Raw genomic sequence first — 14,732 nt, forward strand, 5'->3', positions numbered from 1 at the left:
GCGTCCCCCCGCAACTCCGTTCCGCTCCGCCTCGCCGTCGTCCGGGCCGTCGTCCGGTTGCGCGGCGCAATGATCGGTGACGTCGCGCCGCGAGCCGAGTACCGTACGCGCAATGCGGATCCTGCATCTCTCCGACACCCATCTCGATCGCTTCGGTGCGCCGAGGGCGGGTGGTGTCAACGCGAGGGAGTCGCTGCGCGGTCTGCTGAACGACCTGGAGCCGGTCGCGGACATCGACGTCATCGTCATCAGCGGCGACATCGCCGACGACGGGTCGCTGGACGCGTACATCTCCGTGCGCGACATCGTCCGCGACTTCGCCCTGCGGCGGCGGGCGCCGGTGTTCTACAGCACCGGCAACCACGACGAGCGCCGCGCCTTCGCGCGGGCGCTGGGCAGCGGGCACCTGCGCCCCGAGGGCGGCAACCACGCCCGGGCGATGCTCACCTCGCCCGCCGGGGAGCGGGCGGCCGTGAGCCTGGTCGACGGCTTCCGCTTCATCACCCTGGACTCGCTCGTGCCGGGCATGGGGTACGGCCTGCTCGGCGGGGCCCAGCTCGACTGGCTGCGCGAGGTCCTGGCCACCCCGGCCCCCATGGGCAGTGTGCTGGTGCTGCACCATCCGCCGATCGCGCTCGACGTCGAGGTGCAGCACGCGCTGGGACTGCGGAACGCCGGCGAGCTGGCCGACGCGATCCGCGGCACGGACGTGCGGCTGATCTTGTGCGGCCACTTCCACCTCCAGCTGTCCGGGCACCTGGAGTCGGTGCCGGTGTGGGTGACCCCGGGGGTCGTCGGGCGGGTCGACCTCACCGCGCCGCCCGGTACCGAGCGTGCCGTCCGGGGGGCCTCGGCCACCCTGGTCCAGATCGGCGCCCACGGGGGGCCGTTGTTCCACACCCTGCACGCGCGCGACCCGAGGGCGGGCGAGACGATCTACGAGCTCGACCGGGAGCAGCTCCGTACGATCATCGACCGGCTCGGGCCGAACGCCTGGACCGCACCCGGGAACTGACTCCAAGAGGACTAAGCCTCACCGCACGTCACGGCGCGAACACCCGCCGCGGCGAACGAAAGGGAAATCCCCGGGGAATTCGGTCCTGTTCGAGGGCCCGGATCACGCCAACTTTGTTCGCAACAGCAAACGCTGACCCTCGCGCGCCCCAGGGTCCCGCGGCACCCCGTGCCGCCGTCCGGCCGGCGACCGCGACGGCGGACCCCCGGTAACGCCGAAGCCGGGCCGTGGCCGGAATCCACCCGCCCCGGCCGGCCCGCCGATAGTTATTACCCACGGGTAGTAGCGTCGACTCCAGCGCGCAACACACAACTGGTCCGATCGACCGAACCTGCCCATGCACGGTGAAACGCCGGGAAGACCAACGGAGTTGTTGTCCGATGCCAGTCTTACAAGCACCCACGGACGAGCGCGCCACCCACCGCGGCGGCGACGCCGCGGTGACCTGGACCGCCCGCCTGCGGACGGTCGAACAGGACCCCTTCTTCTTCGACCACCCCCTCGACCACCTGCCCGCGGCCCTGCTGATCGACGGGGCCACCGAACTCGTCGAGCGCATCGCCGGGGCGGACGCGGACTCCCGTCCCGCCTGGCGGGTCCACGCACTGGAGCTGGAGTTCGGCCGCTTCACCGAGAAGCACCTCCCCGTGGAGATCACCGCACGTGCCCTGCCCGGGACGCCCGGCGGGTGGCGCGTCCACTGCCTGCAGCAGGACCGCGCGGTCTGCGACGGACGGATCCACGCGGTGGCCGTCCCGGCCCCGGGGAGCCCGGGGGCCGTGGGACTGCCCGGACCGCGGGCCGGCGAGGACCGGGGGCCGCGCCGGGACACGATGGTCGCCCCCGAACTGGTCCACCGCCACCGGCCCGAGAACGTCCTGCTCGCCGGCTACCGCAACCACGGCCCCGGCGGCTACAGCGCCGAGTTGCTCTCCCCGCCCCGCGGTCACCATCTGCGCACCCGCTCCGGCGGAACCGGCGTGGAGCTGCGATCGCTGACCGAACTCACCGAGGCGGCACGGCAGTTCGTGACGCTGCTGGGCCACCAGTCGCGCCGGGTGGACTTCGACCGCCGCTACGTCGTCGCCTCGCTGCGCGCCGCCACCGCCCGTCCCGTACGCCGCGCGGAGCGGGTCCGGCTGTGGACGGACGCCCTGCCCCCGGTCTGCGGCGGTGACGTCCGCGTCCGGTTCAGCGCGAGCGGCGGTCCGGTCGGCGAGGCCCGCTTCAGCGGGTACGCGATGTCCCCCGCCGCGTACCGCAGGCTGCGCGGCGCCTCCGCGGGAGGCACCCGATGACCCCGGACGCCGGGACGGACACCCGCCCCGCACCCCCGCCGCGGCACGAGCGCCGCCCCCGCCTGGAGAGCCTCTTCCCGCCCGCCCTGTTCGCCGCCGGACTGGTGGCCCTGGGCTGGGCCCTGGTCCGGGAGGGCGGCCACTGGTCCGAGCCCCGGCACCGCGCCCAGGCCGTGGTGATCGGCCTCTACCTGCTGTGGACCCTCCTCGAACTGCGCGTCACCTTCCGTGCCGCCCCGCAGGCCGGCGGCGGCGACGACCGCGGCACCATGCAGTGGTACGGGGCGGCCCGCGGCGCGGTGGTGGCCGCCGCCCTCTTCGTGGAGCCCTGGTGGCAGGGCTGGGGGCCCGGCCAGTGGTTCGCGACGGCCGTGTTCGTCTGCGGTGCCGCGCTGCGCCTGGCCGCGATCCGCCGGCTCGGCCGCTTCTACTCGCACAAGGTGCGCACCCTCGGCGACCACGAGGTCGTGACCGACGGCCCGTACCGGGTGGTGCGCCACCCCGCCTACAGCGGCATGGTGCTGGCGCACGCGGGCTTCGTCGGGGTCCTGGCCAACCCGCTGAGCGTGGGCGCGTTCCTCGCGCTGCTGCTGCCCGCCGTCGTGCTGCGCATCCGCGCCGAGGAGCGGGCCTTGGCCGACCTGCGCGGGTACGCCGCGTACGCCCGGCACCGCAAGCGGCTGATCCCGGCGGTGTGGTGACCGTGACCGTGACCGACGACAGGGGCCGGCGCGCCCGCCGGCGTCCCAACGCCCTCGTCCCGCTGCTGGACGGGAAACGGATGACCCCCGACGACTGCGGGCACAAGTTCGCGCGGCTCGCCCGGATGCGCGAGGCCGGACTGACCGTGCCCGCCTTCTTCGTCCTGCCCGCGGACTGGCACCGCGCCCTCACCCGGCCGCTGCGCCCGCGCATCGACGCCCTGCTGCGGTCGGCGGACTTCGCCGACCCCGCCTCCGTCCGGGCCGCGGCCGCCGGGATCCGCGAGCTGTACGCCGGCGCGCCCCTGCCGCCGGAGGCCGAACGGCGGCTGCTCGCCGCCTTCGACGAGGTGATCGGCCCCGGCGCGCCGGCCGCCGTACGGGCCTGCACCGTGGGTGTCCACGGGGAGGACGCCGCCGAGGACCCCTTCGCGGGGCTCAGCGACAGCTTCCTGCAGGTGCGCCGCGCCGCGCTCGTCGACCGGGTCCGGGCCTGCTGGGCCTCCGGGCACAACGCGGAGGCCCTGCTCTACCGGCACGCCCGCGGCCTGCCGGTGGACTCCGGCGGCACCGACGGCGTCGCGGTCGCCGTCGGCGTCCAGCGGATGGTGCCGGCGGAACGCTCCTTCGTGATGTTCACCTGCGATCCGGGGACGGGCGCCGCCGACACCCTGATCGCCGCGGGCCTGGGCCTGGGCGAAGGCGTCGTGCAGGAGAAGGTCGGCGTCGACCACTACTTCCTGCGCGGCCCGGAGCAGCGGCTGGAGCGCGTCGTCGCCACCAAGCCCGAACGCCTCGTCCCCGACCCGCGGCGCCCCGACGCCGGGCCCGTGCCGCAGCCCGTGCCGCCGGAACTGCGCGACGTCCCCGTCCTCGACGACCCGCTCGTACGGGAACTGGCGGCCCTCGGCCGCACCGTGCAGAAGCTCTTCGGCGGGCGGCCGCAGGACGTCGAGGGCGCCGTCACCGCCGACGGACGGGTGCACCTCGTCCAGTCCCGCCCGGTCGCGGTCGACCTGCGGCTTCGCCGGCTGTGGAGCAGCGCCAACGTCACCGAGAGCTTCCCCGGACCCACCACCGCGCTGACCTACTCCTTCGCGCAGCGGTTCTACCGCACGATCTTCCACGACCTGTACCGCAGGCTGGGCGTGCCGGCCCGGACCCTCCACGACGACGAGCCGTACCTCGAGCGCATGATCGGCCTGCACCGCAACCGGATCCACTACGACCTGGAGTCCTGGTACCGGCTGCACGGCCGTCTCGCCGTCTTCCCGTGGTTCCGCGCCTCGTGGGAGTCGATGATGGGCCTGGCCGAGGGCAGCGGCCCCGCCGCGGCGCCCGCCCCCTCCCCCGTGCGGCTGGTCCGTCCGGTGGCCCGGGTCGTCCGGCTGGTCGCCGGTCACCACCGGTCCATGACGGCCTTCGAGAAGTGGTGGGAGGCGCTGATCGCCGATCGCCGCGGCGCCGACTGGTCGGCCATTGATCCGCTCGCCCGCATCCAGGACCACCGCGAGGTGTGGCGGCAGGCCGGCAACCACTGGGGCGTCACCCTCCTCAACGACTCCGTGCTCGGCACCACCGCCGGCATCACCGGCCGGCTGCTCGCGCGCTGGGCGCCGCACGAGGGCCCCGGCCTCCTCGGCGACCTGCTCTGCGGCGACGAGTCCAACCGCAGCAGCGAGGCGGTGATGTCGCTGCTGCGGCTGGCCGGAGCCGTACGCCGGGACCCGCGGCTGTCCGCCGCCCTGCGCTCCGGCCCGGAGCCGGGCCCGGAGCTCTGGCGTGCCGTAAGGGACGGCGCGTACGGGCAGGAAACGCGGGCGGCCGCCCTGGAGCACCTCGACCGCTACGGCGACCGCGGCCTGCACGAACTGAAGATGGAGCGGCCCAACCTCCGCAGCACCCCCTGGACGCTGCTGCGGATGGCCGGGGAGCACGCCGCCGGCGGCCTCGACGGGCCCGCCCTGCGCGCGGCCGAACTACGGGTGCGCGCCGCGGCCGAGGAACGGCTGGCCGCCGCGCTCGGCGCCCGCTCGCCCCGGCTGCGGCTGGTGCGCGCGCTGCTGGCGGCCCTGCGCCGGGCCATCACCCACCGGGAGAACTCCCGTTACTTCCGCAGCGAGCTCTTCGGCTACAGCAAGGCGGTCTTCGCCTCGCTGGGCGAGGACCTGCACGCGCGCGGGGTGCTGCGCGACCCCGGCGACGTCGTCCACCTCACCCAGGACGAACTGTTCGGCTGGTACGACGGCAGCGGGGTCAGCGGCAACCTCCAGGCGCTCGCCGACGTCCGCCGCGCCGAGTACGAGGTCCCCGGGCCGGACCTGCCGCCGGGCTTCACCACCCTGGGCCCGGTCCGCGACCGGCTCCCCGGCGGCCCGGCGGCGACGACGGCCGCCAACGGGCACGGCGAGGGGGAACTGTCCGGGCTGGGCTCCAGCGGCGGGGTCGTCCGCGGCACCGCCCGCGTCGTCCTCGACCCGTTGCGGCCCGTCGAACCGTGCCCGGACATGATCCTGGTGGCCCGGGAGACCGACCCCGGCTGGCTCTTCCTCATGCTGGGCGCGCGCGGGCTGGTCGTGGAACGCGGCACCCTGCTCTCGCACACCGCCATCACCGGCCGCAAGTTCGCCATCCCCACGGTCGTCGCCGTCTCCGGTGCCACCACCGCCATCCCCGACGGCGCGCTCATCGAGATGGACGGCTCCACCGGTCGCGTCAAGATCCTCGCGTCCCCGCCGGAGGCGGGCCGATGAGGACGGCGACCGCGCTCTTCCGTTTCACCGTCCAGGTCTTCACCCCGTACGTGTACGTCCCCTACGCCACGCTGTGGGTGCTGTCGCTGGAGGCCGCCGCCGCGGCGGCGACCCGCACGCCCTGGCACCCCGGCGCCGGCACGGCGGTGCGCTGCGCCTCGGCCGTCCTGGCGCTCTTCTGGCTGCGGATGGTCGACGAGCAGAAGGACCTCGACTACGACCGTGCGTACAACCCGGACCGCCCCCTGGTGCGGGGCACGGTCACCGTCGCCCAGCTGCGGTGCGCGATGGGCGCCGTGGCGGTGCTCCTCGTCACGCTGAACGCGGCGCTGTCGCCGGTCTCGCTGCTCCCGCTCGCCGCCTGCCTCGCCTACTCCTGGCTGCTGGTGGTGCTGGAGCGGTGGTCCCCCCGGCTCCGGGACGGCGTCCTGCTCAACCTCGCCGTCACCCACCCGGTGCAACTGCTGCTCAGCGTGTACGTCTACGTCTCCCTGACCGCCTCCACGCCCGTGCCGGCCCGCTGGCACGCGCTGCCGCTGCTGCTCGTCCCCGCCTGCGTCTTCCTGCACTTCGAGTTCGCCCGCAAGACCCGCTGGCGGTCCGAGCCCGGCTCCCGGACGTACTCGGGCGTCATCGGCCCGGTGCCCAGCGCCCTGACGGCGCTGGGCTGGGCGGTGCTCGCCACCGTGCTGGCCGCGGCCCTGCTGCGCGACCCCCGGGCACTGCTCCCCTGCGCCCTGCTCGCCCTGCCGGTCATGGCGGCGCTGCGCTTCCTGCGCCACCGCGCCGCAGCCTGGCCGGTGCCCGCGGCGATGGCCTTCGTCGTCGGCTTCCTGTCCGCCCTGCTCACCTCGGCGTTGCTCATCCAGTCCGCGGCGCCCGGAGGCCCCCGATGACGACCCTTGGCGACCGGCAACTCCGCAACCACCGAGCGGAGTTGCCCTGCGTCCCGCCAACCCTCCGGGGCTCGGCAGCGTCCGGCTTCCTTCACCATCGCACCGCCGCACCGGCGTGCTTCCCCGCCGCCCCCGGAGGCCCGCGATGACGACCGCTGCCAACCGCCAACCCTGCGACCCCCGACCGGACTTGCGACCACCGGAACACCACCGCCCATCCACCACCCTGCCCAGCGCCCCGCCAGCCCTCCCGACCTCGGCAGCACCGGACCTCCCGCACCGCCGCACCGGCGTGCTTCCCCGCCGCCCCCGGAGGCCCGCGATGACGACCGCTGCCAACCACCAACCCTGCGACCCCCGACCGGACTTGCGACCACCGGAACACCACCGCCCATCCACCACCCTGCCCAGCGCCCCGCCAGCCCTCCCGACCTCGGCAGCACCGGACCTCCCGCACCGCCGCACCGCCGTGTGGCCGACGTGCTTCCCCTCCGCCCCCGGAGGCCCGCGATGACGACCGCTGCCAACCACCAACCCTGCGGTCATCGACCCGAGTTGCCACTACCGGAATACCACCGCCCATCCACGGCCCCGCCCTGCGCGCTGCCGGTCATGACGGCGCCGGGCTTCCCTCACCACCGCAACGCCGCCCGGCCGATGCCCGCGGTGAGGGCCTGCGCCGTCGGCTTCCCGTCCGCCCCCGGAGGTGCCCGATGAGGACCGTCCTGCTCACCGGCGCCGCCGGCTTCACCGGCCGTGCCGTCCACCGTCTACTCCGCGGCCAGCCGGTGGAGTTGCGGCTGCTGACGCACCGTCGCCCGCCCGTCGCCGACCCCGCGGCCCGCCTCGTCCACGCCGACCTCGCCCGCCGCGGCACCCTGCACGGCGTCTGCGACGGCGTGGACACCCTGCTCCACCTGGCCGGCACCGTGGACGAGGACGATCCCCGGGCCTGCGGCCTCGTCAACGACCGGGGCACCGCCGCCCTGGTCGCCGAGGCGCGGCGTGCGGGGGTGCGGCGGATCGTCCACCTCAGCACCGCCGCCGTCTACGGCGACGGACCGCACCGCGGCGCCGCCGAGGGCGACCTCGTCCCCGCGCCGGTCTCCGCCGTGAGCCGCTCGCGGCTCGCTGGCGAGCGCGCGGTCCGGGCCGCCGGGGGCGTCGTACTGCGGCCGCTGTTCGTGTACGGGCCGGGCGACCGATGGCTGGTCCCACAGCTCGTGCGCACCCTCACCGCGCTCCCGGTCTCCGTTGACGGGGGCCGGGCCCTGCTCTCCCTGGTCGCCGTCGAGGACCTGGCGGCGGCGATCGCCGCACTGGCCGTGGCCGACTGGGGTCCGGTGCCCGGCGGGGAGGTCCTCCACGTCGGCCACCCGGAGCCGGTCGCCGTGCGCGACTTGACCGCGGCGCTCACCGAGCACCTGGGCGTGCCCGCCCCCGCGGCCGACCTCACGTACGACGAGGCCCGCGAGCTCCTCGCCGGGCGGCCCCGCAACCTGCGCCACCTCGCGCTGTTCGGCCAGGACCACCACTACGACAGCGGCCGCGTCTGGCGGCGCACCGGACACACCCCGGGAGCCTTCGCCACCCGCTTCGCCGCCGCCGCGCCCTGGTACCGCGCCTACCTCGCCCCGCTCACCCATCTCGCCCCTCTGGCCCCTCTGGCCCCGCCGGCGGCAGCGACCGCCGGCCCGACGGAAGACGGGACGCCGTGACCCCCCTCCCCACCACCGCGACCGCCGACGCACCCTCCGCCGTCCGGCGCGCTCCCGAGGCCCCCGGTGCGCTGCCCCTGCTCGGCCACGGCCCCGCACTGCTGCGCCGGCCTCTGGAGTTCCTCGGCTCGCTCCCCGCCGTCGGCCCGGTGGTCCGCATCCGCCTGGGCGGCCTGCCCGCGTACGTCGTCAACGACGCCGAACTGGTCCGCTCCGTGCTGGTCGGCGAAGCGGGCCGGTTCGACCAGGGCGTGCTCATCGAGAAGGTGCGCCCTCTGCTCGGCTCCGGCGTCGGCACCGCCGACGGCGCCGAGCACCGCAGGCTGCGCCGGCTGATGCAGCCCGCCTTCCACCGGGCCCGCATCGCCCGTTACGCGGCCACCATGAGCGCCGTCGCCGCCGAGCGCACCGCTGCTTGGCGGCCGGGCGGGATCCTGCGCGTGGACGAGGAGATGAACGCGCTCGCCCTCACCACCGTGGCCAGGGCGCTGTTCTCCTCGGACCTCGGCGCGGAGGCCGTCGCCGAGGTGCAGCGCTCGCTTCCCGTCGTCCTGGACGAGATCCCGCGCCGCTCCATGCTCCCCGACGCCCTGCTGCGGCTGCCCACCCCCGCCAACCGGCGCTTCGACCGGGCCGTACGGCGTCTGCGCTCGGCGACCCGGCACGTGGTGGAGGCCGCCCGCGCCGACGGCACCGACCACGGCGACCTGCTCTCCGTCCTGCTGCTCACCGCGGACGAGGGGACCGGGGAGCGGCTGACCGACGACCAGGTCCACGACCAGCTGGTCAACATGCTCGTCGCAGGAACCGAGACCACCGGCGCCACCCTGGCCTGGGTCTTCCACGAACTCGCCCGCGAGCCCGCGGTGGAGCGCCGGCTCCACGAGGAGACCGACCGGGTCCTCGGCGGGCGCCCGGCCGTCTTCGAGGACCTGCCCCACCTGCCCCACACCCAGCGCGTCGTCCAGGAGGCCCTGCGCCGGTACGCGCCGTGGATCATCCTGCGGCTCTCCCCGGAGGAGGTGCTCCTCGGTGACGTCGGCGTCCCGGCGGGCGCGACGGTGCTGTTCAGCCCGTACGTCCTGCACCACCTGCCGCAACTCCACCCCGACCCCCTCTCCTTCGACCCCGACCGCTGGCTGCCCGAACGCGCCGCGCGCCTGCCCAGGGCCGCGTCCATCCCCTTCGGCGCAGGCGGCCGCCAGTGCCCGGGCAACGTCTTCGCCCTCACGCAGGCCGTCATCCAGGTCGCCACCGTCGCCGCCCGGTGGCGCCTGCGCCCGGCGGACGCCGGCCCGCACGTGCGCGAACTCGCCCGCGGCGCGGTCGTCCACCCCACCGCGATGCCGATGCGGTGCGTGCCCCGCGAGGACGCCCAGGTGGAGACCCTCCCGCTTCCGTAAAGACATCCCCATGCAATGGTCCGTTTTCCCGACGTACGGGAGATGGGTGAACCAGGGCGTGGGGCGAGCCGTACAGGCTTGTCGGTGGCCCAAGCTCCTCCAGCGGGGGTCGCCCCCATCACTGTGGCTCGCTTGGAAGGAACTTCGGGTTGTCGCTCTCCAGCGCTCATCAGCGACCGGTAACGGACCAGGCGGACACGACGGAGCAACCACCCCCGGGCGACGCTCGGGAGGCGGAGGCGGAGGCGGAGGCGGAGGCGGAGGCGGAGGTGGAGGTGGAGGCGGCGGAGACCGAGCCCGAAGCGAAGCCCGAGCCCGAAGCGGAGGCGGCTCCCGCCCCCGACCTCGGGGCGGACGACGAGCAGGCCCACGAGGAGGACCCCGGCGAACCGGCTCCCGCCGCGGGCAGCGCCCTCGCCCGATGGCGGGAGCGGCACCCGGACGTCACCCGCGCCGTGTCGTGGAGCCTCACGATCCTCGCCGCCGCCCTGGTGCTCTTCGCCTTCCTGATGCCCGACCGGCTCCCCTACCTGACCGCCTCCCGCTTCGTCCGCGTCCCGGCGGAGCCGATCCTGCTGGCCGCCCTGCTGCTCGTGCTGCCGCCCAGGCCCCGGCGCGTGGTGGCGGTCCTCAGCGGGGTCCTGCTCGGCCTGCTGGTCGTCCTCAACTGCGTGGACATGGGCTTCTACCAGACGCTGCAACGCCCGTTCTACCTGCTGTTCGACTGGCCCCTGTTCTCCGACGGGCTGTCGTTCCTGAAGGACTCGGCCGGGGCGACGACCGCGTACGGCGCCCTGGCCGGGGCCCTGCTCGCCGTCCTCGCGCTCCTCGTGCTCATGCCGCTGGCGATCGTGCGGCTGTGCAAGGTGATGGTGCGGCACCCCTCGGTGGCACGCCGCGGCACCCTGGTGGCCGGCGTGGTCTGGATGACGTGCGCGACGCTCGGCCTCCAGGTCTCCGGGCTGAACTTCGCCGCCAAGGACGCCAGCCTGCGGGTCCGGGGCCAGGTGGACATGGTGCAGCAGGGCCTGGCCGACCAGAAGGTGTTCGCCAAGAAGGTGGCCAACGACCCGTTCGCGAAGATCCCGTCCGACCAGCTGCTGTCCGGGCTGCGCGGCAAGGACGTCATCTTCACGTTCATCGAGAGCTACGGCCGGGACGCGGTCGAGAACCCGGCGATGGCGCCGGACGTCGACGCGGTGCTGCGGGGCGGCACGCAGCAGCTCGCCGACGCGGGCTTCTCCGCCCGCAGCGGGTGGCTGACCTCCCCCGTCACCGGCGCGGGCAGCTGGCTCGCCCACACCACCTTCCTGTCCGGGCTGTGGGTCCCGGACCAGCAGCGCTACCGCTACGTCAGCTCCAGTGACCGGATGACCCTCACCAGTGCCTTCAAGCGCACCGGCGACTTCCGGACGGTCGGCATGATGCCCGGCGTCACCCGGGCCTGGCCGGAGGGCAAGTTCTTCGGCCTGGACCACATCCACGACTCGCGCACCATGGGGTACCAGGGGCCCAAGTTCAGCTGGTCGCCGGTGCCCGACCAGTACACCCTGTCGGCGTTCGAGCGCCTGGAGCACGGGAAGGCGTCGAACCAGCCGATGATGTCGGAGATCATCCTGGCCTCCAGCCACAACCCCTGGGCGCCGATCCCCCACATGATCGACTGGGACCAGGTAGGCGACGGCTCGGTCTACGACGCCATCAAGAAGGAGGGCAAGGACCCCAAGGAGGTCTGGAAGGACCCCAAGCAGGTGCGCCAGGAGTACAGCAAGGCCATCCAGTACTCGCTGACCAGCCTCATCGACTTCGTGACGAAGTACGGCAACAAGAACACCGTGCTGGTCTTCCTCGGCGACCACCAGCCGGTGTCGACGGTCGTCGGCGTCAACGCCAGCCGGGACGTGCCGGTCGCGATCGTCGCCCACGACCCCAAGGTGCTGGACCAGGTCTCCGACTGGGGCTGGAGCGACGGGCTGCAGCCCGAACACGACGCGCCGGTCTGGCGGATGGACGCCTTCCGCGACCGCTTCCTGACCGCGTTCACCTCCCGACAGCCTTAGGGCTTCTCCCCGTCGCCCCCCGTACCGCCGGGGGGCGACGGGACCGCCGGGAAGGGGCCGGGGAAGGGGCCGGGAAAACCGGCTGCCCCACGATCACGGGCCTGATAGCGTCACCGTGCAGTGACGACCGAGGAGGTGAGACCCATCAACGCTGTAACAGGCCGGGTGCTCCCCTCCCGCACGGCTGCGCGGACCCTCTGACGCACGTGTCCCCGGGAGTGCCCGAAGGCATCCCGAAAGGCATCGAGCCATGCGCTTCCTCTCGGAGACGACCGCGAACGGCGTCTCGGAACACCTCTTCGTCCTCGGCGACATCACCGGCGTGCTCTGGTCCCCCGCCGACGCCCCCGCCGACGCGGCGGGCGACCGCCCGCTGATCCTGCTGGCCCACGGCGGCGGCCGGGACAAGAAGGCCCCGGGCCTCCTGGCTCGCGCCCACCACCATGTGACGACCGGCGGCTTCGCGGTCGCCGCCATCGACGCACCCGGGCACGGCGACCGCCCGCGGACCGCCGCCGACGAGGCCGCCGCGGTACGCATCAGAGAGGCGGTGGCCTCGGGCGGGCCCGTCGCCCCGCTCATCGCGGCCCACAACGCGGCGCTGGCCACCCGCGCCGTCCCGGAGTGGCGGGCCACCCTGGACGCCCTGCAGGCCCACGGCCGTGTCGGCCCGGACGCCCCGGTCGGGTTCTGGGGCGTGTCGCTGGGCACCGCCGTCGGCGTACCGCTCGTGGCCGCCGAACCCCGGATCACCGCCGCCGTGTTCGGGCTGCTCGGTCACCAGTCCCTGGCCGGGACGGCGGCCCGGATCACCGTCCCGGTCCGCTTCCTCCTGCAGTGGGACGACGAGCTGGTGCCGCGGTCGTCGTCGCTCGCACTCTTCGACGCCTTCGCCTCCCGCGACAAGACGCTCCGTGCCAACCCGGGCCGGCACATGGAGCTGCCCACGTCCGAGGTGGAGAGCGAACAGCGCTTCTTCGCCCGCCGTCTGGTCCGGGACCGCCCCGGCGCGCGACAGGCACACCACTGACCCTCCGGGCCCCCCGGTACCGCGCTTCCCCCAGCACCGCCGAAAGGATCTCCGCCATGCCCGTCTTCCCCTCGTACGACGGCACCGAACTCGCCTACCACGTCCTCGGTTCGGGCCGCCCGCTGGTCTGCCTGCCCGGCGGGCCGCAGGACTCCGTGTACCTCGGTGACCTCGGCGGCCTGTCCGCGCACCGGCAGCTGATCAGGCTGGACCTCCGGGGCACCGGCCGGTCCGGGATCCCGCGGGACATCGCCTCCTGCCGTTGCGACCGGCTCGTCGACGACGTCGAGGCCCTGCGCGGGCACCTCGGCCTCGACCGGATGGACGTGCTCGCGCACAGCGCGGGGGCCAACCTCGCCGCGCGGTACGCGGGCCGCCATCCGGACCGGGTCGGCAGCCTCGTCCTCGTCACGCCGAGCGTCCGGGCCGTCGGCCTGCCCATCACGGGCGGCCTCCGGCGCGAGACGGCCCTGCTGCGCCGGGACGAACCGTGGTTCCCGGAGGCGTTCGCGGCCCTGGAGGCGATCGTGGCGGGCGAGGCCACCGCCGAGCGGTGGCAGGCCGTCGCGCCGTTCTCCTACGGCCGCTGGGACGAGGTGGCGCGGGCCCATCAGGCGGCGGAACGGGAGCAGATGAGCGACGAGGTCGTGTCCGCCTTCGGCGCCGAGGGCGCCTTCGACCCGGACGGCACCCGTGCCGCGCTCGCCGGGCTGGCGTCACCGGTCCTCCTGCTGGCCGGGCAGGTCGACCTGGGGGCGCCCCCGGCCACGGTCGCCGAGTTCGCCGCGCTGTTCCCGGACGCCGGGCTCGTCGTCCAGCCCGGGGCCGGGCACTTCCCCTGGCTCGACGACGCCGGCCGCTTCGTGACGTCCGTCGCAGGGTTCCTGGGGGGTGAGGACGGGCTCAGCACCTCATGACGTCCGGCGCCGGCGGGACGCCGCCCGCACGGCGCGGGCCAGGACCGGAGGGACGAGGTCCTTGGCCAGGCGGCGGGCGGCGGAGGCCCGTTCCCCGAACGGGGACGGGTGCCCGTTGAGCGGCTCGTGGCGGGAGACCGGCAGAGCCGGGGACTTCGCCTTCGTGCCCCTGATGCGGATCAGGGGCACTCCCGCCACCTGGTCCACGGCGTGCCACAGGTCCTGGCGCGTCCTCAGCCACCGCAGCAGTTCCTCGCGGACCTGCTCCGGATCCCCCCAGGTGCCGTAGAGCTTGGTGCTCGTGACCACGACGGGCTTGAGTCCGACCGTCGCCACCGCCGCCCACACGGCGGCGGCGACTCCCGGGCAGTGCTCGCTCCGGAAGTCGTCGAAGGCCGCGATGCCCTCCGGGAGGAGCAGCTCGCGGGCGGCCGCGATGTCGCCGGAGACGTGCTCGTACAGATGCGACGCGTCGACGTGCACGAACCGGCAACTGCGGGCGCCGACGTGCGAGGTGATCACCGAGGTCGGGCCCTGCACCATGGTGGGGAGCCGGTCGTGGAACGACAGGTAATTGGCCTCGAAAGCCCGGCGTGTGAGAGTCGCGTACGCCTTGTTCATCTCGGCGCTGTTGGGGTCGTCCACGGCCGGGGAATCCCACAGGTCGCACACCGTGAACCGCTCCCCCTGACGGAGGTAGCCGCCCATGAAGATGGCGCTCTTCCCCATGTAGGCACCGAGTTCCAGCAGGTCACCCCGGTGTTCCCGGTCGTTCTGCCACCGCAGGAACCAGTCGAAGAGCAATTGGTCCACCGGCCAGAACCAGCCTTCGACGTCCGCGAACCGCTGCGGCCGGGGAATTCCGTCCGCGGTTTCTCCCGAATGTGGCATGAACTGCTCCCTGGAGAGGTGGTCCGCCGACTGAACGTGAGGATATCGAT

At 74.4% G+C, this 14,732-nt stretch carries 11 protein-coding genes; 10 read left to right on the plus strand and 1 reads right to left on the minus strand.

The window, feature by feature from the left end:
• Positions 1–112 precede the first annotated feature (112 nt).
• From ACFYYN_RS19910 to ACFYYN_RS19955, 10 genes are all read left to right on the plus strand, one after another.
• A complete protein-coding gene (locus tag ACFYYN_RS19910) occupies positions 113–1,015 on the plus strand; it encodes a metallophosphoesterase family protein (RefSeq protein WP_500323753.1) in 903 nt (300 codons plus the stop codon).
• A 380-nt stretch (positions 1,016–1,395) separates the two neighbouring features.
• On the plus strand, positions 1,396–2,313 hold the full coding sequence (locus ACFYYN_RS19915; protein WP_500546869.1) for an AfsA-related hotdog domain-containing protein: 918 nt from the start codon (positions 1,396–1,398) through the stop codon (positions 2,311–2,313).
• Entirely contained in the window at positions 2,310–3,014 is a 705-nt protein-coding gene (locus ACFYYN_RS19920) for a methyltransferase family protein (protein ID WP_500546870.1), read from the plus strand. The genes ACFYYN_RS19915 and ACFYYN_RS19920 overlap by 4 nt, the downstream gene beginning before the upstream one ends.
• Positions 3,015–3,022: 8 nt before the next feature.
• The gene (locus ACFYYN_RS19925) at positions 3,023–5,767 is read left to right on the plus strand and encodes a PEP/pyruvate-binding domain-containing protein (protein ID WP_500546871.1); all 2,745 of its coding nucleotides are present in this window, start codon (positions 3,023–3,025) and stop codon (positions 5,765–5,767) included.
• Positions 5,764–6,663 (plus strand): hypothetical protein, encoded by a 900-nt coding sequence (locus ACFYYN_RS19930; protein ID WP_500546872.1) that lies wholly within the window; start codon positions 5,764–5,766, stop codon positions 6,661–6,663. Before ACFYYN_RS19925 ends, ACFYYN_RS19930 begins: the two co-directional genes overlap by 4 nt.
• A 713-nt stretch (positions 6,664–7,376) precedes the next feature.
• Complete coding sequence (locus tag ACFYYN_RS19935) at positions 7,377–8,381, plus strand: NAD-dependent epimerase/dehydratase family protein (RefSeq protein WP_500546873.1); 1,005 nt, start codon at positions 7,377–7,379, stop codon at positions 8,379–8,381.
• Positions 8,378–9,784 (plus strand): cytochrome P450, encoded by a 1,407-nt coding sequence (locus tag ACFYYN_RS19940; RefSeq protein WP_500546874.1) that lies wholly within the window; start codon positions 8,378–8,380, stop codon positions 9,782–9,784. Before ACFYYN_RS19935 ends, ACFYYN_RS19940 begins: the two co-directional genes overlap by 4 nt.
• A 269-nt stretch (positions 9,785–10,053) precedes the next feature.
• Positions 10,054–11,844, plus strand: a complete 1,791-nt coding sequence (locus tag ACFYYN_RS19945) for an alkaline phosphatase family protein (RefSeq protein ID WP_500546875.1) — start codon at positions 10,054–10,056, stop codon at positions 11,842–11,844.
• A gap of 250 nt (positions 11,845–12,094) precedes the next feature.
• Positions 12,095–12,874: a dienelactone hydrolase family protein gene (locus ACFYYN_RS19950; protein WP_500546876.1), complete on the plus strand. Its 780-nt coding sequence runs from the start codon at positions 12,095–12,097 to the stop codon at positions 12,872–12,874.
• Positions 12,875–12,930: 56 nt separating this feature from the next.
• A complete protein-coding gene (locus ACFYYN_RS19955; protein WP_500546877.1) occupies positions 12,931–13,791 on the plus strand; it encodes an alpha/beta fold hydrolase in 861 nt (286 codons plus the stop codon).
• Here ACFYYN_RS19955 and ACFYYN_RS19960 read toward each other — a convergent pair.
• Positions 13,786–14,682 carry a class I SAM-dependent methyltransferase gene (locus tag ACFYYN_RS19960; RefSeq protein WP_500546878.1) on the minus strand — a complete coding sequence of 299 codons (897 nt, stop codon included), beginning with the start codon at positions 14,680–14,682 and terminating at the stop codon, positions 13,786–13,788. The two genes, ACFYYN_RS19955 and ACFYYN_RS19960, sit on opposite strands and share 6 nt — an antisense overlap.
• Positions 14,683–14,732: the final 50 nt, after the last annotated feature.

It is taken from the genome of Streptomyces sp. NPDC001902 (assembly GCF_042891295.1).
Classification (GTDB): Bacteria; Actinomycetota; Actinomycetes; order Streptomycetales; family Streptomycetaceae; genus Actinacidiphila.

Coding starts and splice junctions, on each gene's coding strand:
- ACFYYN_RS19910 (WP_500323753.1), top strand. CDS start 113: ATGCGGATCCTGCATCTCTCCGACACCCATCTCGATCGCTTCGGTGCG.
- ACFYYN_RS19915 (WP_500546869.1), top strand. CDS start 1,396: ATGCCAGTCTTACAAGCACCCACGGACGAGCGCGCCACCCACCGCGGC.
- ACFYYN_RS19920 (WP_500546870.1), top strand. CDS start 2,310: ATGACCCCGGACGCCGGGACGGACACCCGCCCCGCACCCCCGCCGCGG.
- ACFYYN_RS19930 (WP_500546872.1), top strand. CDS start 5,764: ATGAGGACGGCGACCGCGCTCTTCCGTTTCACCGTCCAGGTCTTCACC.
- ACFYYN_RS19935 (WP_500546873.1), top strand. CDS start 7,377: ATGAGGACCGTCCTGCTCACCGGCGCCGCCGGCTTCACCGGCCGTGCC.
- ACFYYN_RS19950 (WP_500546876.1), top strand. CDS start 12,095: ATGCGCTTCCTCTCGGAGACGACCGCGAACGGCGTCTCGGAACACCTC.
- ACFYYN_RS19955 (WP_500546877.1), top strand. CDS start 12,931: ATGCCCGTCTTCCCCTCGTACGACGGCACCGAACTCGCCTACCACGTC.
- ACFYYN_RS19960 (WP_500546878.1), bottom strand. CDS start 14,682: ATGCCACATTCGGGAGAAACCGCGGACGGAATTCCCCGGCCGCAGCGG.